The organism is Pseudomonas sp. GW456-L12 (assembly GCF_059424045.1).
In genome coordinates, this window is sequence record NZ_JBWKZA010000018.1 from 11,688 (window position 1) to 34,080 (window position 22,393).

Below are 22,393 nucleotides of genomic sequence, written 5' to 3' on the forward strand. Positions count from 1 at the left end.
CGAAAAAAAGCCCCGCTCATGCGGGGCTTTTTCATGGCCGGGAACGGGTCAGCCCGGAGGCAGGCTGGCGCGTATCTGGCTGACGCGTTGTTTCACGTCTTTCCAGGGCGCCTGGCCCGCCAGATCCTGGCGCAGGAAGCGCAGCAGGTCGGCGATCTGCTGGTCGTCGAGGCTGTGGCGGAAGGCGGGCATGTAGCCCAGTGCCGGGTTGGCCGGTTGGGCGATGCCTTCGAGGATCACGCGGATCGCGTTGTCGGGGCTGTCGGCGTAGAGGTTGCTGTTGAGGGCCAGGGAAGGGCGCACGCCGGTCAGGGTCGGGCCTTTTTCCTGGGCGTGGCAGGCCATGCAGGCCCCCGAGAACAGGCGGGCGCCGGGGGAGCTTAGGGGGTCGGTGCGTTGCTCGGCCTGGTGGTTCAGGGTGGTGGCGCTGGCTTGCGGGGCGCTGTCCGGCTGCAGGCTGGACAGGTAATGGGCGATGGCCTGCAGGTCGGTGTCCGGCAGTTGCGCCAGGCCTTTGTGGATCACCGGCGCCATCGGGCCGGCGGCGACGCCATGGCGCTGGCTGTAGCCGTGGCGCAGGAAGTCCAGCAGGTCCTGTTCGGTCCAGGCTAGCGGGGCATTGCCGCCGACCAGGGCATGGGCGCTCCAGTCTTCGGCAACGCCGCCGCTCAGGTGGCGCCGGCCGCCGCGTTCGCCAAACAGCGGGTCGCGGGGCGAGTGGCAGGCGCTGCAATGCCCCAGGCCCTCGCTCAGGTAGGCGCCACGGTTCCACTGGGCGCTGCGCCCGGGATCGTCGGCCATGGCGCCGGGCCTGAGGTAGAGCCAGTTCCAGGCGAGGATGCCTGGGCGGATATTGAAGGGGAAATGCAGGTCGGTCGGCGGTGGCTGGTGGCGGACTGGCGGCTGGCTCATCAGGTAGGCGTAGAGCGCCTTGAGGTCTTCGTCGCGGGTCTTGGTGAAGGCGGTGTAGGGGAACGCCGGGTACAGGTAGCGCCCGCTGCGGTCGATGCCGTGGCGCATGGCGCGCTCGAAGGCCGGATAGGACCAGCTGCCGATCCCCGTCTCGGGATCGGGGGTGATATTGGTGCTGTACAGGGTGCCGAACGGGATGCGCATAGCCAGGCCGCCCGCGTTGCGTGCCCCGCCCGGCGCGGTATGGCAGACCGCGCAATCGCCCACGGCCGCCAGTTGCTCGCCCCGGGCGACTTGCTCATGGCTGAAGTACTGGGTGTCGTGATTGTCCAGCGGCGCGATAGCTGGCTGCCAGCTGAGAAAGGCGCCTGCGGTGGCAACCAGGCTCAAGGCGGTCAGGCTCCAGCCGGCGATGCTCTTGAATTTGCTCATGGGCGGGCCTCCTGGCCAGGGCGGTCAGTCTCGGGAGCTCGCTGCAAGGCTTGCAACACCCGCTCCGGGGTAAAGGGCACTTGCCGCAGGCGCACGCCGACTGCGTCGAAGATCGCGTTGGCGATGGCCGCCGCGCTGGGTACCGAGGCCGACTCGCCGGCGCCCATGGACGGTTCTTCCGGGCGGTCCAGCAGTTGCACATCGACCTCGGGCAATTCGTCGAAGCGCAGGATCGGATAGCCGCCCCATTCCAGGGAGGTGCTGCCGGAGCGGTCGAAGCTGACGTATTCCTTGAGCACCCGGCTGCACGACTGGACGATATTGCCGTGCACCTGGTGACGCACGCCGGCCGGGTTGACCATGCGCCCGCAGTCGTGGCTGACGAAGATCTTGTTCAGGCGAATCTGCCCGGTGCGCCGGTTGACGCTCAGGTCGCAGACCCACGCGGCCCAGGCGGCGCCGAAGCCGGGGAACTTGCTGTGGAAATACCGGGCATAGGCAAAACCCCGGCCCTTGACCCATTCCTGCGAGGCCGGCGCGGGGTGGCGGTGGGCGCTGCTGTCCTGCCAGTCGGCCTGTTTTTTCAGCGCCTCGATCAGCGCCAGGGCGCGCGGGTCATCCAGGTAGCGCAGGCGGAAGGCGATCGGGTCCTGCTGGGCGATGTAGGCCAGCTCGTCGATCCAGGACTCATGAGCGAAGACATTGGGCAGCGCGGAGACCCCGCGCATCCACGAGGCGCGAACGATCGGCGCGGCGTCCTGGCAGACGATGCGCATCTGTGGGAAGCGGTATTGCGGGATCGCCGTGCGGTCGCCCATCTGCTGGATGTCGGGGCGGTTGGCGACGGTGCCGGTGAGCAACAGCGCCAGGGTGCGGGCGTTGTTCGAGGGGTAGCAGGTTTTCAACTCGTAGGCGGCCACCTCGCGTTTGCCGTCGAGGCCACCGCGGACCTGCATCAGCTGCGCGGTGCCCTTGGGTTCCCAGCCGGCCTCCTGCTCGCGCATCAGTTGCACCCGTACCGGGCGCCCGACCGCCTGGGAGAGCAAGGCGGCGTCGGCGGCCACGTCGTCGGCGCAGTTGCGTCCGTAACAACCGGAGGCTTCCATGCGATTGATCTGCACCTGTTGCGGTGTACGCCCCAGCAGCAGGGCGATGTCCTTGCGCAGGTCATGGGGGTTCTGGCTACCGGTCCAGACCTCGGCGCGCTCGGCGTCGATCATCGCCACCGCGCAGGACGGGCCGATGGAGGCATGCAGGTGATAGGGCCAGACATAGTCGACATTGAGCGGGCTGTTGAGCGTGCCCAGGCTGCTGTCGATGCCGGGATCGTCGTGCAGCACGCGGTCCTGCTTGGGGTGGGCCTGGAGCGTTTCATGCAGGATGTCCGGCCGCAGGTCGGGCAGCGCGTCCCAGGGTTTCCACTGGACCTTGAGCTGGCGCATGGCGTCGATGGCCTGCTCCTCACGCTCGGCGACGATGCCGACAAAGTCACCGATCACCACCAGTTTGACGATGCCCGGCAAGTGCGCGATGGACGCCGCGTCCACCGCGATCAGTGCGTGGCCCAAGGGCGCGCTGGCGTCGGCACCGGGGTAGGGCGGGCGTACCACGCGGCCGTGGAGCATGCCGTCCAGGCGCAGGTCGTGGACATAGGTCAGCTGGCCGGTGACCTTGGCCGGGATGTCCACGCGCGGGGTGGACTGGCCGACATAACGACCGGCGCCGACCGCCTTGAGTTCGACGCGTGGGTCCAGGGGCAGGTGCAGGTCCTGCCCGCGGGCCAGTTCGGCGTAGCTCAGGCGTCGTGTAGGGCGAGCGCTGACGTAGATCTGTCCGCGCTCGACCCGCAACCCGGCAATCGGCTGGTCGAGGATTTCCGCCGCGCCTTCCAGCAGCCACTGGCGCAACTGGGCGGCGGCCTGGCGCAGGGGCAGGGCGCTGACCTGCAGGGTCGCGCTGGCGATGGTCGGGCCCTGGTCCGGGGTTCTGGCGGTGTCGCCGAGGATCATCCGCACTTGCTCGAAGTCGACATCCAGTTCGTCGGCGACGATCTGTGCCAGCGCGGTGCGTACCCCGGTGCCGAGATCGACATGACCGCAGAACGCGGTGACGTGGCCGTCGGCGTCCAGGGCGATAAAGCTGTCGACGTGGTCCGGCGTCGGGTCCGCTGGCAATGCGCTCGAGTTAAGAATCTCGGCCGTGGCCAGCAAGGGTTTGGGCAGCAGGGTGCTGATCATGATCAGGCCGCCGGCCTGGAGCAGGCGGCGACGGGTCAACGGCAGGTCGTTCATGGCCGACCCCGCTCTGCCAGCAGCTGGCGGGCTCGTGCCGCCGCTTGCAGGATCTCGAAGTGCGCGCCGCAGCGGCAGAGGTTGTAGGCCAGCTCGTTCTTGATTCGTTGCTCGTCGGCCTCGGGTTCGCGCTCGAACAGCGCCACCAGGGTCATGATCATGCCGTTGCTGCAGTAGCCGCATTGCGCGGCCTGCTCATCGATGAATGCCTGTTGCACCGGATGCGGGCGCTCTTCCTGCACCAGGCCTTCCAGGGTGGTGACCTGTTTGCCTTGCACGCTGGACAGCGGCAGGGTGCAGGAGCGGGCGGCGATGCCGTCCACCAGCACCGTGCAGGCGCCGCATTGGCCCAGGCCGCAGCCGTACTTGGGGCCATTGAGGCCGAAGTCGTTGCGCAGGGCATACAGCAATGGGGTGTTCGGCGGCAGCTGATCCAATAAAAGGTGGCGGCCGTTGAGGGTAAAAGTCATGGCAGCTGGGGTCCTGTGGGTGAGTGGCGTGGCGCGCGACATGCGCGACAGCGGTCAGGGCAGGTTTGAGCCGGCAACGGGCTTATTGTCAGGGGCTGGACAACAAGGTGGCGCTCAGGTGCTGTGCAGATTGGCGGGGGCGAAGCATGCGGGGTTTATGGTGGGTCGATAAATAAGACGATTCTGGTTTTTTGTAGGCCTAAGCCAGGGAGTAATTCGGTTTTATCTGAGCAGATTCCTGAGAAAATGATGGCTAGTAGCCATAATTGTCGCTTGTGACAGCCTTGGTCACGGCGTAGGATGCGCGCCCTGATCAGCCTGGCTGAACCGTTTTACCCGAATGCGACATGGATTGTTATGACCCACTCCCCCCGTTTTTTCTCGCCGTTGCTCATCCTGGCACTGGCGACGATGCCGGCTTTCGCCGATCCCGGTGCCCAGCGTGCCGAGCTGCTGCAGGTTTACCGCCAGGCCGTCGAGCATGACGCCCAGCTGTCCGCGGCGCGCCACGAGTACCAGGCCCAGCGCGAAAGCGTCCCCCAGGCCCGGGCCGGTTTGCTCCCCACACTCAATGCCGGCAGCACCCTGGAGTCGGTGCGCCTGGAGCGCGATGAGCCCGGTTTGACCCGCACGCGCAGCACCAGGGTATTCCAGGCCAATCTCAACCAGCCGCTGTTTCGTGCCGATCGCTGGTTTCAACTGGAAGCCGCCCATGCCAGCACCGCCCAGGCCGAGCTTGAATTGAGCGCGAAGGAGCAGGGGCTGGTGCTGACCACGGCCCAGGCCTATTTCGAAACCTTGCGCGCCCTGGACCTGCTCGCCGCCTCCAAGGCCGAGGAAGCGGCGCTCAAGCGCCAGCAGCAACAGGCCCAGGCCCGCCTGGAAAACGGTGCATCGAGCATCACCGATGTGCTCGACGCCCAGGCCGCCCATGACAACGCCGGGGCCAATCGCAAACTCGCCGAGCGCAAGGTCGACGATGCCTTCGAGGCCTTGTCCCGCCTGACCCGCCAGGACTATTCGACGATCGAGGGCATTCAGCATCAGCTGCCGGTGGAACTGCCGGTGCCCAACGATGCCAACGAATGGGTCAGCCGCGCGGTGCGCCAGAACCTGGCGTTGCAGGCCAGCAGCTACGCGGTGCTGGCCGCCGAACAGACCAACCGCCAGCGCAAGGCCGGTTATGCGCCGACCGTCGATGCGGTGGCGTCCTGGCGCAAAGGTGAAAACGACAGCTTCGGCTACAGCAACCCCACTGATTTCGGACGCGATGGCTATCGGGGCAATGTCACGCAAAGCAGCATCGGCCTGGAGCTGAATATTCCGTTGTACTCCGGCGGCATGACCCGCTCGCAGGTACGCGAGGCGACCGAGCGGCTGGCCCAGAGTGAAGACGAGCGCGAGGACCGTCGCCGTGAAGTGGTGCAGAACACGCGCAATTTCTACCGCGCGGTGAATTCCGATATCGAGCAGGTCATTGCCCGGCGGCAGACGATTCGTTCCGGCCAGGCCTCGGTCAAGGCCAACCAGGTAGGGCGGGACCTGGGCTCGCGTAACACCGCGGATGTGCTCAATGCCCAGCGTCAGCTGTACAACGCGGTGCGTGAGTACAACAACGCGCGCTACGACTACATCATCGACACCCTCAAGCTCAAGCAGGCGGCGGGAACCCTGAGCCCGAAGGACCTGAGCGACCTGGCGATGTACCTGACGAAAGACTACGACGCCGATCGGGATTTCCTGCCACCGCAGGAGCGCAAGGCGCTCTGACGGGTGACTCATACAAATGAGTGAAATAAATCTCAATCAATGATGTCGTATTGATACTAATTGTTTCTTGTTTGATATAACATCTTGAAATATTAGGACTTTACGGCCGTAACGCGGCATGCATGGAAGCTTATGAGCGAACAAGGAAGGGGCGCCGAGTCGCCCACGCCAGACACTGGCCTGGTCTGTCTGGTGATGCTGGCCCGGTTTCATTCGGTGGCGGCGTCCGCCGAGCAACTGGCCCACGAATTCGCTCCAGAGAACCAGCCGTTCACCCAGCGCGAACTGCTGCTCGCCGCCCGCAAGCTGGGGCTCAGGGCCAAGTCGGTCAGCACCTCCATCGCACGCCTGGAGCGCACGCCATTGCCGGCGATCGCGGCCGATGGCGACGGCAGGTTTTTCATCATTGCCAAGCTGGACCAGGGCCAGGCGCTGATCCAGGACCCGCGTGCGGATCGGCCTGAGGTGATCTCCTTCGAGTCCCTGGCCGCGCGCTGGACCGGCAAGCTGGTGCTGCTGCGCTCCGAAGCCGGGTTGCCGGGGGAAACCTCGCGGTTCGACTTCACCTGGTTCATTCCCGCTATCGTCAAATACCGCAAGTTGCTCGGCGAAGTGCTGCTGGTGTCCTTTGCCCTGCAGCTGTTTGCCCTGGTGACGCCATTGTTTTTCCAGGTGGTGATGGACAAGGTGCTGGTGCACCACGGGCTGACCACCCTGGATGTCATCGCCGCCGGGTTGCTCGGCATCATGCTGTTCGAGTCGGCCTTGAGCGGCTTGCGCAGCTACGTATTCGCCCATACCGCCAGCCGGATCGATGTGGAGCTGGGCTCGCGCTTGTTCCGCCATCTGATCAACCTGCCGCTGGCGTATTTCCAGGCGCGCCGGGTCGGCGATTCGGTGGCCAGGGTGCGTGAGCTGGAGAACATCCGCAGCTTCCTGACCGGCAACGCCATTACCTTGTTGCTGGACGTGCTGTTCTCGCTGGTGTTCATCCTGGTGATGTTCTACTACAGCGGCTGGCTGACCCTGGTGGTGCTGTTGTCGCTACCCCTGTACGTGCTGGTCTCGCTGTTTGTCACCCCGCTGCTGCGCGCCCGCCTGCAGGACAGTTTCACCCGCGGCGCGGAGAACCAGGCATTCCTGGTGGAGACGGTGAACGGCATCGACACGGTGAAATCCATGGCCGTCGAGCCCCAGGCGATTCGCAAGTGGGACAACCAGATGGCCGCTTATGTCGCGGCCGGGTTCAAGACCCAGACCTTGTCCACCATCGCCAACGAGAGCGTGTCGCTGATCGGCAAGCTGGTCACGGTGGCGACCCTCTGGCTGGGCGCGCGGCTGGTGATCGACGGACAGCTTTCGGTGGGCGAGCTGATCGCCTTCAACATGCTGGCCGGCCGGGTCAGCGGCCCGATCATGCGCCTGGCGCAGTTGTGGACCAGCTTCCAGCAGACCGGCGTTTCGGTGCAGCGCCTGGGCGATATCCTCAACACCCGTACCGAGCTTTCCCAGGCCACCCGCAGCGCCTTGCCGCCGCTCAGGGGGCAGATCGAATTCGACCAGGTGCATTTCCGTTATCGCGCCGACGGCTCGGAGATCCTGCGTGGGATCAACCTGCAGATCGCCGCCGGCGAGGTGATTGGCGTGGTGGGGCGTTCCGGCTCGGGCAAAAGCACGCTGACACGCCTGCTCCAGCGCCTGTACGTGCCCGAGCGTGGGCGGGTGCTGGTGGACGGCATGGACCTGGCGCTGGCGGACGTGTCCTCGCTGCGCCGGCAGATCGGCGTGGTGTTGCAGGACAACATGCTGTTCAACCGCAGCATCCGCGAAAACATCGCCCTGAGCGATCCGGGCGCGCCGCTGGAAACGGTGATGCATGCCGCCAGCATGGCCGGGGCCCACGAATTCATCCTGGAGTTACCCGAAGGCTACGACACCATGGTCGGGGAGCATGGCACCTCGCTGTCCGGCGGCCAGCGGCAACGTATCGCCATCGCCCGGGCCTTGATCGGCAACCCGCGGATCCTGATTTTCGACGAGGCCACCAGTGCGCTGGACTACGAGTCCGAACGGATCATCCAGCAGAACATGCAAAGCATCTGCGCCGGGCGCACGGTGATCATCATCGCTCACCGGTTGTCGGCGGTACGCGACGCCAATCGCATCCTGGTGGTCGACCGCGGGCAGATCGTCGAGCAGGGCAACCATGCCGAACTGCTGGCGCACCAGGCTGGCCACTATTCGCGCCTGCACCGCATGCAGCAGGGCTGAACACCGCCCGATTCACAGGTTATTTGTTCGGCCAACGCCCTCGCCGCAGGGGGCGGGGCTGGATGCCATCCGGATTCAAGGACCGATTGCCCATGAGCGCCACTCCTTCGTTATTGCAGCGCTACCGCGACGCCTGGCAGCACGCCTGGCGCCAGCGCAAAAGCATGGACAGCGTGCAGCGCCTGCCCCATGAGGCGCAGTTTTTGCCCGCCGCCCTGGAGTTGCAGGACACCCCCGTGCACCCGGCGCCGCGGATCTTTATCTGGAGCATCCTCGGCTTTGCCGTGCTGGCCTTGCTGTGGGCCTTTATCGGCAAGATCGAAGTGGTGGCGGTGGCGCCGGGCAAGATCGTGCCCAATGGCAAGACCAAGCTGATTCAGTCCAGCGAAACCGCGGTGGTCAGGGCGATCCATGTCAGTGACGGCCAGGCGGTGAAAGTCGGCGAACTGCTGGTGGAACTCGACCCGACGGCGGCGGATGCCGACGTCAGGCGGATCCAGAGCGAGCTGCTGGCGGCCCGCGTCGACAGCGCCCGGGGCGCGGCCATGCTCGATGCGATCAACCAGCAACAGCCGCCGGCCTCGCTGCTCGGCCCGCTTGCCAACGCCGGCGCCAACGCCAACCCGGAGCAGGTGCAGAGCGCCCAGCGCTGGTTGCAGGGGCAGTACCAGGAATACCGCAGCAACCTGGAACTGGTGGACGCGGAAATCCTCCAGCGCAGCGCCGAAATCCAGTCGGCCCAGGCCCAGGTGGCCAGCCTGCGGCAAACCGTGCCGATCGCCACGCAATTGGCCGAGGACTACCGGCGGTTGCTGGAGCAACAGTACGTGGCGCGCCACGAGTACCTGGAAAAGGAGCAGGCGCGCCTCGACCTGCTGCGCCAGCTGAGCGTGCAGCAGGCCAGTGTCTTGCAGTCCACCGCCGCCCAGGCTGAAGCGCGGCGCCGGCGCGAAGGCGTGGTCGCGCAGAACCGCCGGGCCATGCTCGACCTGCAACAGGAAGCCAATCAGAAAGCCGCGAGCCTGGTCCAGGAACTGGCCAAGGCCCGTTACCAGGAAACCCTGACCAGCCTCAAGGCCCCGGTGGACGGCACCGTGCAACAACTGGCGATCCACACCGTCGGCGGCGTGGTCACCCCGGCCCAGTCGCTGATGGTCATAGTGCCCGCCGACCAACCGGTCGAAGTCGAAGCGATGCTGGAAAACAAGGACGTGGGCTTCGTCCGCGCCGGCCAGCCGGTCACGGTGAAAGTGGAAACCTTCACCTTCACCAAGTACGGCACCGTCGACGGCGAAGTGCTGAATGTCTCGAACGACGCCATCGAAGATGAGAAGCGCGGGCCGATCTACAGCAGCCGCATTCGCCTGAAGTCCGACCACCTGATGGTCAATGGCCAACGCGTGGCACTGTCGCCGGGCATGTCGATCACCGCGGAAGTGAAGACCGACCAGCGCCGGGTGATCGACTACTTCCTGAGCCCCTTGCAACAGCATGTGGATGAGAGTTTGCGCGAGCGCTAGGACGGTTGAAGTGAAGTTCCCGGCGTATCGCCAGGCATCAATGATTTTTTCAGTGTGTGGGGAATAACCGGTATGGCCAGATCCGTAAGTCGAAGTCTGTATTGGCTGGGTGCGGGAGCGGCAGTCGTGCTGCTTCTGTACTCCTTGCTGCCAACCACGCAAGACAGCCCCTATATGAAACTTCACTCAACGGGGGAGGGCAGTGTTTTTACCGGGTGTGAGTTTTCATCCATCCAGCACGACGTGCCTGCCTTTCGATTCTCCATGAGCCCGCAGGCCTGTCGCCTGGTGCGTTATGACGGCAGCAGCGGCATCGAATTCACCCTCGAGTATCCAACGGCAGAGGTGGTCAGCGACGACGCCAAGGGCAGCCGTTACCCGATAGCCTTGTTTATCCAACGTATCTCCATGGAAGGCTTCGACGCCGATAGGCACCTGCGCGGCAAGCATCCCGTGGCGCTGTCGGACGGGGTCGAGGGTTATGAGGTCGGTGGTTTCCAGGAGCGCAAGTTCACAGGGAAAGATGGTGTCTCGGTGTATGTCTCGGACTATGTGGCGACGGTCCGGGCGAACCGCCTGTATGGCAGCGGATTATGGGTTTTCTACCAATACCCAAAGGAACTTACGGATGTAAGGGTCGTGGACGATTTTGTTCTCGGTACCCTCGGTAAGGTATTGGCTGGATAAGGAGGTGGTGTGTGGAATTGATCGCATTTAATGACGACCAGCTACAAGGGCCTTCGCGTTTTTTGGATAAAAAATATTATTCGGTTGGCAAGGTTCTTAATGTTGCTTCAAGGGTCGAGGTCTGGCTCAAGTTCTTGATTTTTTTCAGTTGTATCTGGCTGTCGGCATGCTCCGCACCGGTATGGGTGGTCAAGCCCATTGATATTTCACAGGTCGAACAAAGAGTCACAGCAGACTTTGTAGTCAGCAAGTCGGCTGACTATAGATTCGCTTTGCTGTTTATTCAGGGAAACACCTTGGCTGAAATAATCAGCCGGGAAGAAATCTGGGGCACCAGCCACAAGGAAGGTGTCGCGATTCCTGTGCATCTTCGGGTCTTGAAAGATGGAACACCGGTGTTTGACGAGGACATAGTGACCACAGGGATTTACTGGGGGCAGACGTTTGATTATCAGGGGCAGCGAATCAACACGACGGTGCGTTTGATCAAGACATTGGAATTGTCGCCTGGGAGATATTCGGTCGAAGTCGGTACTCTTGGGGAAGTACAGGCATTTCGCAGTATTGAGAGCTACGTAGAGTTTAGTTATTACAATCCCAAACATTGAATCGTTTTTGTAAGTTGGTAACGCACTGAAGGGACAGATTTTTTTTAGGTGAATCCAGCTCTGAAAAATAAATCTATCCCCATTGACTAATTATTAAGGGATCAGGAGATGTTATCGATAATCCACGTTCAACGCAGTTTGCTGATCGCTGTAATCCTGTTGTTTTCTGCTTCGGTTACTGCGTCCTGCAGGTTTGAGGGGGGAAGGGATGGTCGTCACTCATATGAGCTGAATCTTCCTGAGTCCGAATGTCGCTGGGTGGACAATGGGGGCGGTGAAGTCATGACGCTTTCAATCGAGTACCCCAGCATGAAAGTCGTAAAGCCGCGAGTAGGGAACTCAGTTATCACGATTCGAATGTTCCCGATTTTACGACCATCTTTTCGGGAAGGGGCATTTTTAGACGGGGTGAAACCGTTCAAGGTTGTTGAGGGAGTCGAATTCTACGACTACGGGGGATTTATTACCCGCACATTTGACGGAGGTGAAGGCGAGACTGTATTTGCCACTGATCATGAGCGCTTCTGGCTGGCTAAGCGTTTGTTTAAAGATTTGCGGGTGTCTTATCAGTATGCGCGTAACTATGAAGACATAAAGTTTATGGACAGGTTTGTAATGAGTTTTCTTGAGCAGGTAATAGTTAGGTAAGGGTTTAGGGATGAATGTTGTTAACTTTAGTTCGGATGAGCTGGTAAAATTGCAGCAATTGCAGCAGCAGAAAAATTATCCTGCTGTGTACGGATATATGCATGAGATTGTGACTCGAGAGATAAAAAGTTCGCAGGATCCCACAGCCCTTGCGGAAATGAAGTCCATTGCCACATGGCTGGATGCAGCTAAGTCGATCAACTCGAACGACCGAACCTTTCAAAGCGATGTGGTTCGCGGCTCCATGAAATTTGCAGTGGCGACGACAGGGCGACTCTTAACGGATGCCGACTTCCAAAAGGCCTCGGACGGATTGGCACTTGAAGTGTCTGCGCATGTGCTGAGTGCCAAAGGAATGCCGCCGATCCAGCAGATTATTAACGCAGACGTCAATTCAGCTGTGCAGGGGCTGGATCTGAACCGCTGGAACTGGGCGGGGACTATTGGCGACGTTCTTTGGCCAATGTTTGGCGGGCTGGGGCATGATTATGTGCAGATAACCGGCGACTCCAAGGCCGAATACAGCAAGCATCTTGTTATCGCTGTTCTGCAGAACTCTGCAGGTATCAACCGGTTTCTGGATAGGGATACGCCACTCGATTCTTATCCGAAATGGAAGTTTGCCCGCGAAATGGGCAAGTTGCTTCCAGATGTTCTTTACCGTCTTTTTGAGGGGACGGGGGACGCGTCTGTCAGTGTGCCTGTAAATCCGACACCCACAGACCTGATTCATATTGACATCAACCCTTCCCCCCAACCCCAACAACACATTCAGGGCGAAAGCAAAGCCCAGCAGGACGTCGCCAACGGTTATATCCAGAACGCCGCGACGCACAATATCTTTGCCGTTGGCGGCATCCTCAACAAAACCGACTTCACCTCGACCCAGATGGCCAGCCTGGCCTCGGGCGGTATTCGTCCCGGTGAGATGCAGCTCGACCTCAACGCCCGGCCTAACACCTACCTGTCGAATTTCTACCAGGCCCCGGACAGCACCAAGCCGGACTTCAGCCTGCGCAATGCCGTGACCCTGAACGGTCTGTCGGCCATGACCACCTTCAACACCTACGTCGATCCGCTGCTGCTGGACCTGACCGGCAACGGCGTGCACATGACCGACATCCGTGACGGCGTGCTGTTCGACACCGACCACAGCGGCACGCTCAAGCGCAGCGGCTGGGCCGATCGCAGCACCGGCATGCTGGTGATCGACGATGGCAGCGGCCAGATCAAGGACGTCAGCCGGATGTTCTCCGAGTACTACGGCGGCAAGGCCGGCGTGAACGGCGCGGCGGGCGAGGTGAAGTTCAAGGACGGGTTCGCCGCCCTGGCCAGCGAGGATGGCAACAAGGACGGCGTGATCGATCAGCGCGATCCGATCTGGAGCAAGCTGCGGGTCTGGGTCGATGGCACCCATGACGCGAAAGTCGATGCCGGCGAACTCAAGACCCTGGCCGAGCTGGGTATCACCCAGATCAACGTGCGGGCCGCGGCGTCCACTCAAACCGAAGTGCGGGACGGCAATCGGGTGCTCGCCACCGGTTCGTTCACCATCAATGGCAAGAGCCAGGAAGCGCTGGCGGTGGATTTCCTCGGTGACCCGGTCAGCAACACCTTGAGCGCCCAGGGCGCGGGCACCAAGGTGACCTCGACCAGCAACGGTATCACCACCACCGCCTATGCCAGCCAGAGCACCACGGGCGAAACCCTGGACGCGGCGCAGCTGGGCGTGGGCAACCTGTACGGCGGCAGCGGCAACGACACGCTGATTGCCGCGCCGGCCGGTGGCTGGCTGGTGGGTGGTGGCGGCAGCAACACCTATGTCGGCGGCAAGGGCGACGACGTGTTTGTGGTCAGCGCCTCGGACGACATGAAGAACCTCCACGGCAACGGCGGCCACGATACGGCGATCGTCGTCGGCGACAAAGGCGTGGTGCTGAACATGGCCCAGGCCGGCCTGACCATTGCCCAGGGCGGCAGCGGTGACGACACGATCATGAGCGGCGGCAACGGCAGCGCCTTCATCAAGGGCGGTTCCGGCAATTCGACCCTGGTGGGCGGTGGCGGCAGCGACGTGCTGGTCGGTGGCAGCGGCCACAACACCATCATCGGCGGCAGCGGCAAGGCGGTGATCTACGCCGGGCCCCAGGGCGACGTGATCTACGCCGCCGAAGGCGGCAGCATCATTCACGCCGGTGGCGGCGCCGACCGGATTTTCGGCGGCGCGGGCAATGACGTGATCGAAGTCGGCCACGGCAACGCAACCATCGACGGCGACGGCGGGATCAACCTGGTGACCCTGCACGGCAACCATGGCGACTACCGCATCACCCGCACCGCCAGCGGCTATGAGGTGGCCGACAAGGTCGCCGGGCGCGACGGTACGGTGACCCTGAAAAATATCCAGAAGCTGAATTTCTCGGATATCTCGGCGGTCGATCTACAAACGCCTAATGCCATGCCGGTGGCCGACGTGCTGAGCCTCGACCAGGACGGCAAGGCCTTCAACCGGACCCAGCCTCACCGGATTGCCGCGCAGAGCCTGCTGGCCAACGATCAACACCTCAACAGCCAGGGCGCGCTGCGTATCGCCAACGTCGGCGACGCGGTCGGCGGCACTGTCAGCCTCACGGCCCAGGGCGATGTGCTCTTCACTCCGGATGCCCACTACACCGGCCTGCTCAGCTTCAAGTACGGCGTAGTCGATGCCGCCGGCAACCTGTCGGCTTCGGTGGTGGACCTGAGCAGCGGGCAGACCGCGCCGATGCGCGCCGGGGTGACCTTGCTGACCCCGGAAGTGCCGCTGGACCCCTTGGCGGCCCAGGAGTGGTACCTCAGCGATACCAACGTGCTGCCGGTCTGGCAGGACTACACCGGCAAGGGTGTACGCATCGGCCAGTTCGAGCCGGGCGGCCAGTTCGCCACCGCGCCCGAGATCTTCGACATCGCCCACCCGGACCTGGCCGCCAACGTCGATAAGGCCTGGCTGCAGACCCAGCAGAGCAACGGCAGCTTGCCGGGCCTGGTGTCCAACCACGCCACCATGGTGGCGGGGGTGATGGTCGCGGCCAAGAATGGCACGGGCGGAGTAGGGGTGGCCTACGGCGCGACGCTGGGCGGCTACTACCTGGCCAACAGCGGCGCCGACCTCGCCGGGCTGGGGCATATGGTCAGCTTCGACATTGCCAACAACAGCTGGGGCTTCACCAACGATTTCGCCCTCAGCAGCTTCCAGGACGGTTTCGTCAACACCGCCACGGCGCTGAGCATGAATGCCCAGTACGCCGCGAGTAACGGTCGCGGTGGCCTGGGCACGATCATTGTCGCGGCCGGCGGCAACAGCCGCGCGACCGGCGGCAATGCCCAGGGCTCCTTGACCAACAACAACCGCTTCTCGGTGGAAGTCGGCGCGATCAATGCCCAGGGCGACTTGTCGACCCTGCAGATCGGCTCCTCGCCGTTCTCCAACCCGGGCGCCAGCCTGCTGGTGTCGGCGCCGGGCAGCAACGTGGTGTCCACCAGCCATATGCTGGAAACCGACCGTGGCTCGACCTTCGGCAACGACTACACCAGCATGCAGGGCACCAGTTTTGCCGCGCCGATCGTCTCCGGCATCGTCGCGCTGATGCTCGAGGCCAACCCGAACCTGGGCTACCGCGACGTGCAGCAGATCCTCGCGTTGTCGGCGCGCCAGATCAACGACCCGTCCACGCAGTGGAGCGACAACGCCGCCCACAACTGGAACGGCGGCGGCATGCATACCAGCAACGACTACGGCTTCGGCGAGGTCGACGCGCGGGCCGCGGTGCGCTTGTCCGAAGCCTGGATGACCCAGAGCACCGGCGCCAACGAGTATGTCTACAGCGCCTCCAGCGGCGCCCTGGGCAAGAACCTGGCGGCGGGGGGCACGCTGAGCACGTCCATCGCCATGAATGCCGGCCTCAATGTGGAGCACGTCGAGATCGATTTCGACGCCCAGGTGGGCCGCCTTGGCGACCTGACGCTCAAGCTGATCTCGCCCGACGGTACCCAGAGCGTCCTGCTCAACCGCCAGGGCAAGGTGCCGGACGGCATGCCGGGGGCGAGCGCCACGGACCTTGGCAGCACGCAGTCGGGGTCGTTCAAATACACCTTCATGACGACCCATGATTTCGGCGAGCGCTCGGCGGGCAACTGGACCTTGCAGGTGAGCGATTCGGCTTCCGGCCTGCCGGTCACGCTCAATGCCTGGTCGCTGCGCTTGTACGGCAGCAAGAGCACCCCGGACGACACCTATTTCTACACCGACGAATACCTCAAGTCAGTGGTCGGGCATGCCAACCGTGGCGTCCTGGACGACGCGGTCAACGGTGTCGCGGGCGGGCGCAATACCCTCAACGCGGCGGCGGTGTCGGGAGATAGCTCGGTCAACCTGCTGACCGGTGTCGCCAGCCTCGGCGGCGCGGCGTTGACGGTGAAAAATCCGGCGAGCATTCAGAACATCGTCACCGGCGACGGCAACGATGTGCTGGTGGCTGGCAATGCCGATGCCTTGCTCGACGGCGGGCGTGGCAACAACAGCCTGACGGGGGGCGCGGGCAAGGACTTCTTCGTGGTCCATCGCCGCGATGGCGGCAGCGATGTCATCAACCACTTCGAGGCCGCCCGTGGCGAGATCATCGACCTGGTGGGTTTTGCCGGGAAGAAGTTCACCGACCTGGTGCTCAGCCAGCAAGGCGCGGACGTCAAGATCGACCTGGCCAAGGGCCAGAGCATTGTCCTGAAGAACCAGCTGCTGGCCGGGATCGGCGCGGCGAACTTCAAGTTCCAGGACACCTTTGTCGCCCCGACGGCCTACGTCAACAGCGACGCCTCGGCGGTCAAGCCGCAGGAAGGCCTGGGTACCGTGCTGCTCAACGGCGGCGGCAAGGGCGTGATGTACAGCAGCGACGCCCAGGGCAAGATGGTCGCTTCGCTGAGCGGCACTATCTACAGCCATGACAGCGCGACTTCGGATGTGTTCGTGGTGGCGGCCCAGTCGGGCGTCAAGGACTACAACAACGCCCTGCGCGGCTTCCGCCATGGCATCGACAAGATCGACCTGCGCCAGACCGGGGTGACCGATTTCAGCCAGCTGACCCTCGAGCACAAGAATCGCGCGACCCTCAACGGCCTGACGCAGATTCATGGGGTGTATGTGACACGTAACGGCACCCAGGGCGCCGACTCGAACGTCAACCTGCTGTACCTGGATGCGCTGGATGTGGCGCAGGTCAGCGCCTCGGACTTCATCTTCGCCGAGCATGCGCCGCAGGTGGTGGCGCCAGTCGGCCCGGTGGTGGCTCCGGTGGAACAGCCGACGGTGACTGTACCGGGTACGCTGACGCCGATTGTCGAGCGTCCTGGTGTCGACAAGCCTGTCGTGGTGCCGCCGCTGCCGCCTGTCGATCTGCATCCGACCGTCAGCGTTCCAGTGGTCGATCCGGTGCTGAAACCTTCGGTGACGATCCCGGACATCACCCTGCCGGAACACAAGACGATCGAGCAGATCCTCGCCGAACGGGGTATCGACCTGAACCCGAAAGTGCCGGAACACAAGACCATCGACCAGATCCTGGCCGAGCGTGGCGGCAACCAGGGGCCGACGGTTCCCGAGCACAAGACCATCGAGCAGATTCTCGCCGAGCGCGGCATCGGTTCGCTGCAGCCGTCGAAGCTGCCGGATATCGGCCCGGTTGGGCGCGATCAAGGGGGACGCACGCCGGTGGATGTGCCGAGCCCGCGGCCGATTGTGATTCCCGATATCCCGGTGGTCGATACGAGCCATCGCGACCTGGATATTGTGAGTCGTCCGCGGGTTACTGTGCCCGATATCCCGACGGCGTCGAACCCGTGGCTCAAGTTCGATGACCCGGTGCCATCGGTGACTGACACCGAGGATTTCTCGTACGCTTCGATCCGCGACAGAATCCGTTCGCGTCCAACGCCCACCACCGTGGATCCGGTGACCAGCTCGTCGCGCGACCCGCTCACGCTGAGCCCGTTGCCGAGCGTCGATCCCGCGCCCGTGGCCAGCGATCCCAACACCATGACGGTCAAGGGCTTCTTCGCCAACGTCAGCCTGGGCGACGAAAGCAAGACCATCAACGTCGAGGCGTCGAGCGCCAAGCTGGTGGCCGGCAACGGTGACAACAAGGTCAACGTGACGGGCAGCCGCGCCGAGATCACCCTGGGCAACGGCAACAACGTGATCGCCGGCGACATCAACAAGCTCACGGTCGGCCATGGCAACAACAGCATCACCGACAGCGGTTCCTTCGCCACGGTGAAGCTGGGCGATGGCAACAACAAGGTGCTGGTCAGCGGCAGCATGCCCACCGTGGAAGTCGGGCACGGGGTCAACGACCTCGAGTTCAGCGGCAGCATGGGCCAGCTGGTGTTCGGCCAGGACATCAGCCCCGAGCGCCTGTGGTTCCAGCACGAAGGGCAGGACCTGCAGATCTCGGTGATCGGCAGCCAGCAGGAGGTCACGCTGCATAACTGGTACGCCGCGACCCCCGAGCGTCCACGGGACATCATGGCCGGCGACCGTCATCGGTTGCTGGAGCGCAATGTGGAGAACCTGGTCCAGGCCATGGCGGCGTTCGCGCCGGCAGCACCGGCGACCATGACCTTCGGCGCTGCCGAGCAACAGGCCTTGCAACCTGTGCTGGCGGCCAACTGGACGTGACCGCGTAACGTGACTCACTAACAGGGCCCGCGATGGAGATCGCGGGCCCTTTTTTGTTTTTGGTTGGGAATGGGCGGGTAGGTAAGCCGTCATTAATCCCTGGATACAAACAGGCGCCGTTTGCAACGAGGCGCCTTTTTTCGGCCTACGCTTCCAGGGCGGTCGTGCGTAGGGCGCATTCGTGCGCGCCGGGTTCCTGCTGCACCGGTCTACCAACCTGCATACGGTCACCTTCTTTTCGTTTGGTCGCGAGGGTGACGTCCCCGTTTCTCGCAACCGCCCGGGAAAGCTGTTCCGAGTGAACCCCAACCTGAGTACCGAAGAAGCATTGAGCAACGCTTGCGAAATCCTCGAGTCGCCAGCAAGCGCCACTTATCAATCTACCGAAGACATGCCCGCGACCAGCCACAAGGTGGTATTGGCAGGCGTGCGCTTGATTGAGATGGCGCAGGTGCTGGTGGAGGCGGTGTTGGAGTGGGAGGAGGGGAGAAGTTGTAGGTAGTCGTGAAAGAGCCCCGCGGATATGGAGCTCTTTTTTGTTCGTGGTCAGACAATGGCATAGCCTCCGTTTTCTTTTTGTAAATGAGATGGAGCTCCGATTTATTAGGACTTCTCTGATAGCAGGCTTGGTGCTTTCTTCATCAGTCTAGCCCTCCGAAGATAAGGAGTGGTACGGATGGCAAGTCATAGCTACATGAGTATTTCCGGTAAACGACAAGGATTGATTTCTTTCGGTTGCTCGGGTCCAAGCTCTATCGGTAACAAATGCCAGATCGGTCACCAAGACGAAATCATGGTGCTGGCTTACACACACGACATGATGACGGGCAATGATGGCAGCGTGGCAGGTGGTCGTGGTCAGCATATGCCTATTGTAATAACCAAGGGTATAGATAAAGCATCGCCACTATTGGCGAGTGCGCTACATGAGCGAGAAGAAGTGGAGTGCACGATCAATCTTTACCGAACTACGCCGACTGGGGGGCAGGAAAAATACTATTCAATACACCTTGCAGGTGCGCGTATTGCGCATATCAGCCAACAGGTCCCTCACGCTATTCATATGAATGATGCGGAACCGCAAGAAAGGGTGTCCATTCGGTATAGAGACATTACTTGGGTGCACATTCCAGGGGGCACAAGCGCGCAAAGTACATGGGGGAGTGAGCGTGAATGAGACTTCATGCGACATTCACGACGTGATCAAGGCTGCATCCGATCTAGTTTCAGTCGGATGCGATATAGGTATGACGCATTTCCTTGACGGGTTTACGCGACTTCAATTTGGCTCGATTATTTCAGACTATGCCAATGAGATTATCCGTGCTGTTGATAATGAAGTAATCAGTGCGTGGCAGGGACTACAAGAGATCAGAGCCGAGTATGCAGAACTATCGTCCACGGCGCTTTTTTATGCTCAAAACGGCGTAGGGGTCTTGGCTGGGGGGATGCAAATTGAAGCAGGTATCGCGATTACAGGAGCATCAGGCGGGATTGGGATTGTGCCCGGAGCGCTTCTAGTCGGTCATGGGGCTAACAACATTGCCGAAGGTGTGGCGAATATCTATAACGGCCCCAATATGCTAGGCGCACAAGGGCCTATGAGGCGCGTCTATCAAACCCTTTTCAGGGATACGTATAAAGGTGATAAGGCGTACTACTCTACAGACTTGTTTTTGTCGGGGTACGGCATGTTCAGATCGGTACGAGCGCCAGGATCGGTACAACTATTTAGATACGACCCAGTCAGCAATGAAAAAGCCTACCAACAAGCCGGAAAGCTGGCCTTGTTTTTCGAGGGGTTGGTTGATGCGATAACGTTGAACTCTATGGTCAAAGAAGAAAGACCAATGTTGGGAGACAAGTGATATTGTGCGGCATAACAAATATTATGCCGTGCCACGTAGTCTTGGGATATAGAAGCGTAAACCAAATGTAACGACAAGAATGTATGTGATTGCGTATGTAATCTTTAATGCGCTTCCATCTAGCGGGATTATTTCTGTGATAGCCCAAACAATTACTCCCATAATTGGGATTGAGCAGCCGAAAACCAAAAGGGATACAGATAAATAGTAACGAATGTTTTCTAGGCTCATGACTGTCATATTTCTGGGGTGTGAACTTAGATTAGTATAGTTTTTCGAAATAATGCAACTCCCCTCCTTTTTAGCGACGAGAGCTTTTCAGTGGAAGGTAGGTAGCAATACCCATTGTTACCCAACTTTCTTTCCTCGCTGTCCCGGTAACCGTACGCCATCCGCTTGATGACCTTTATTCGATTGTCTATGCCTTCCATATGCCCCGTGTACATCGGCCAGCGTACGCTGCTAATGATGCCCCGCCAGTAACCCTTCCACGACGAGTGCTCCTGTCACCAGCCCACCCACCGACAACCATCTAACCCCCTTCAACTCCCAGCACCCGAATCCATTGCCGCCTTTAACAAGAAGCATTACCATTTATGCCTCCCCACCCTCAGCACAGCGCAATGACCCCCAAGCCTCCCCGCCGACCAGGCTTTTTCGAGCACTACGAAGAGTTGATCGGCACCTGGACGCGTCGGCTGAAGAACCGTTCGCAGGCGGAAGACCTGGCCCATGACACCTTTGTCCGGGTGCTGGAGTCGGATGCGGCGGCGGTGCAGCAGCCGCGGGCGTATCTGCACCAGACGGCGCGCAATATCGCGGTGGATGCCTATCGCCGCGAGGATCGGCGCGGCGCCATGGAGGCGGAGGCGATGTATCCAGTTGCGTCGCCCGGCGGCGACCCGGAGCATTTCATGCATGCGATCCAGCTGGCTGACTCCATCGAACGGGCCCTTGGCGAGTTGCCGTTGAACTGCCGCAAGGTGTTCGTCTGGCAGAGGCTCGAAGGCCTGACCCAGGCCGAGATTGCCGAGCGCCTGGGGCTGTCAAAAAACATGGTGGAAAAGTATATGATCCGCACCCTGCGGCATCTGCGCGAGCGTGTGGACGGGCCGCGGTGATGAATGCCATGACTTTTTCACCCCCAGCCCAACAGGATGTTCCATGACGCAGACTCGTGAGTGCGCGTGCGGGCAGGCGACGGTTCGCGATGAGGCGGCGCTGTGGTTTGTGCGCCTGCAAGAACCGGCGATCGATGCCGAGGAGCGGCAGCGTTTCGACGCCTGGCTGGCGCAGCACGACGCGCATCGGGATGAATTCCAGCTGCTGCACACCCTGTGGGCGGCCACGGATCTGGTGCCCAAGGCGCGTTTGCAGGCGTTATGCGCAACCCCGAACCCGAGCATCCGGCGCCGCCCGCTGTTGCGTTATGCGGTGGCGGCCAGTGTGCTGGCGGTGGCCGTGGGCCTGGGATTGTTCAGCGGTTTGAACCCGCCTGCGCTGTACAGCGCCGAGTTCGCCACGGCCCTCGGCGAGCGCCGCCATGTGGCCTTGCCCGATGGTTCCCAGGTCGATCTGAACAGCCGCAGCCGCTTGTTGGTGCGTTATGAACAAGGCCTGCGCAGCGTCGAGTTGAGCGAAGGCGAGGCAATGTTCAGTGTCGAGCACGACAGCAGCCGGCCCTTTGTGGTGGCGGCCGGGCCCGGCAAGGTCACGGTCACCGGCACGCGCTTCGATGTGCGCCGCGATGCTGCCCAGACCCGGATCGCGGTGGAGCAGGGCACGGTGCGGGTGCAGGGGCGCGACGCCGCCGACAGCGACTTCGTCAACCTGACCGCGGGCCTGGGCACCGCGGTCGATGCCCGGGGCCAAGTGGCCGCGGCCTACGCGGTGGATCCCCAGGCGCTGACCGCCTGGCGCAGTGGCAAGCTGGTGTTCAACAACGCCAGCCTCAACGAGGTGGCCGCCGAGGTGTCGCGTTATCGCGAGCAGCCGCTGCGGGTCGGCAGCGAGGCGGTGGGCAGGCTGCGCCTGACCAGCGTGTTCAAGGCCGACGACACCGACGCGCTGCTCAAGGCCTTGCCGAGCATCCTGCCGGTGGCGGTGAAGACCCACGCCGACGGTAGCCAGGAAATAATTGCGCGATAGATTCAGGTTTTTTTCGAGTTCTTCGTCTTCTTGTCCAACTGCAACTGGTTTGCATTAAC

General features: G+C 62.1%; 15 protein-coding genes and 1 pseudogene. 12 read left to right on the forward strand and 4 right to left on the reverse strand.

Annotated features, from left to right (window positions below):
• Positions 1-48 precede the first annotated feature (48 nt).
• From AC07Y9_RS20930 to AC07Y9_RS20940, 3 genes are read right to left on the reverse strand one after another with little or no spacing between them, the layout of a single operon-like run.
• Positions 49-1,344 carry a cytochrome c gene (locus AC07Y9_RS20930; RefSeq protein ID WP_102680714.1) on the reverse strand — a complete coding sequence of 432 codons (1,296 nt, stop codon included), beginning with the start codon at positions 1,342-1,344 and terminating at the stop codon, positions 49-51.
• Entirely contained in the window at positions 1,341-3,635 is a 2,295-nt protein-coding gene (locus AC07Y9_RS20935) for a xanthine dehydrogenase family protein molybdopterin-binding subunit (protein WP_102680715.1), read from the reverse strand. The genes AC07Y9_RS20930 and AC07Y9_RS20935 overlap by 4 nt, the downstream gene beginning before the upstream one ends.
• On the reverse strand, positions 3,632-4,105 hold the full coding sequence (locus tag AC07Y9_RS20940; RefSeq protein WP_102680716.1) for a (2Fe-2S)-binding protein: 474 nt from the start codon (positions 4,103-4,105) through the stop codon (positions 3,632-3,634). Before AC07Y9_RS20940 ends, AC07Y9_RS20935 begins: the two co-directional genes overlap by 4 nt.
• Before the next feature lie 357 nt (positions 4,106-4,462).
• Here AC07Y9_RS20940 and AC07Y9_RS20945 point away from each other — a divergent pair, with 357 nt between their 5' ends.
• The 10 genes from AC07Y9_RS20945 to AC07Y9_RS20990 all read left to right on the forward strand — a co-directional run bounded on the left by AC07Y9_RS20945 (position 4,463) and on the right by AC07Y9_RS20990 (position 20,186).
• Positions 4,463-5,875, forward strand: coding sequence for a TolC family outer membrane protein (locus tag AC07Y9_RS20945; protein ID WP_102680717.1), 1,413 nt, complete (start codon positions 4,463-4,465; stop codon positions 5,873-5,875).
• Between the two features lie 132 nt (positions 5,876-6,007).
• Positions 6,008-8,146, forward strand: a complete 2,139-nt coding sequence (locus AC07Y9_RS20950; protein WP_102680718.1) for a type I secretion system permease/ATPase — start codon at positions 6,008-6,010, stop codon at positions 8,144-8,146.
• A 92-nt stretch (positions 8,147-8,238) separates the two neighbouring features.
• Positions 8,239-9,666, forward strand: coding sequence for an HlyD family type I secretion periplasmic adaptor subunit (locus AC07Y9_RS20955; RefSeq protein WP_102680719.1), 1,428 nt, complete (start codon positions 8,239-8,241; stop codon positions 9,664-9,666).
• A gap of 126 nt (positions 9,667-9,792) precedes the next feature.
• Positions 9,793-10,353, forward strand: a complete 561-nt coding sequence (locus AC07Y9_RS20960) for a hypothetical protein (RefSeq protein WP_256580982.1) — start codon at positions 9,793-9,795, stop codon at positions 10,351-10,353.
• Between the two features lie 11 nt (positions 10,354-10,364).
• A complete protein-coding gene (locus AC07Y9_RS20965; RefSeq protein ID WP_102680721.1) occupies positions 10,365-10,961 on the forward strand; it encodes a DUF5625 family protein in 597 nt (198 codons plus the stop codon).
• 309 nt (positions 10,962-11,270) lie between these two features.
• Complete coding sequence (locus AC07Y9_RS20970; RefSeq protein WP_143481896.1) at positions 11,271-11,609, forward strand: hypothetical protein; 339 nt, start codon at positions 11,271-11,273, stop codon at positions 11,607-11,609.
• Between the two features lie 631 nt (positions 11,610-12,240).
• Positions 12,241-18,318, forward strand: a complete 6,078-nt coding sequence (locus AC07Y9_RS20975) for an SPM autocatalytic domain-containing protein (protein ID WP_494990231.1) — start codon at positions 12,241-12,243, stop codon at positions 18,316-18,318.
• A 181-nt stretch (positions 18,319-18,499) separates the two neighbouring features.
• Positions 18,500-18,820, forward strand: a complete 321-nt coding sequence (locus tag AC07Y9_RS20980; RefSeq protein ID WP_256580983.1) for a DUF6124 family protein — start codon at positions 18,500-18,502, stop codon at positions 18,818-18,820.
• A gap of 174 nt (positions 18,821-18,994) precedes the next feature.
• On the forward strand, positions 18,995-19,495 hold the full coding sequence (locus AC07Y9_RS20985) for an Hcp family type VI secretion system effector (protein ID WP_087091693.1): 501 nt from the start codon (positions 18,995-18,997) through the stop codon (positions 19,493-19,495).
• Positions 19,488-20,186, forward strand: coding sequence for a DUF4225 domain-containing protein (locus AC07Y9_RS20990; RefSeq protein ID WP_256580984.1), 699 nt, complete (start codon positions 19,488-19,490; stop codon positions 20,184-20,186). Before AC07Y9_RS20985 ends, AC07Y9_RS20990 begins: the two co-directional genes overlap by 8 nt.
• A gap of 365 nt (positions 20,187-20,551) precedes the next feature.
• Here AC07Y9_RS20990 and AC07Y9_RS20995 read toward each other — a convergent pair.
• Positions 20,552-20,674: pseudogene (locus AC07Y9_RS20995) on the reverse strand (transposase); the annotation flags it as partial.
• A gap of 135 nt (positions 20,675-20,809) precedes the next feature.
• On the opposite strand from AC07Y9_RS20995, the gene AC07Y9_RS21000 reads away from it, so the two are divergent.
• Together AC07Y9_RS21000 and AC07Y9_RS21005 are read left to right on the forward strand one after the other, a co-directional pair.
• Positions 20,810-21,307 (forward strand): sigma-70 family RNA polymerase sigma factor, encoded by a 498-nt coding sequence (locus AC07Y9_RS21000; RefSeq protein ID WP_102680724.1) that lies wholly within the window; start codon positions 20,810-20,812, stop codon positions 21,305-21,307.
• Positions 21,308-21,350: 43 nt separating this feature from the next.
• Complete coding sequence (locus AC07Y9_RS21005) at positions 21,351-22,334, forward strand: FecR family protein (protein ID WP_102680725.1); 984 nt, start codon at positions 21,351-21,353, stop codon at positions 22,332-22,334.
• The last annotated feature ends 59 nt before the right edge of the window (positions 22,335-22,393 follow it).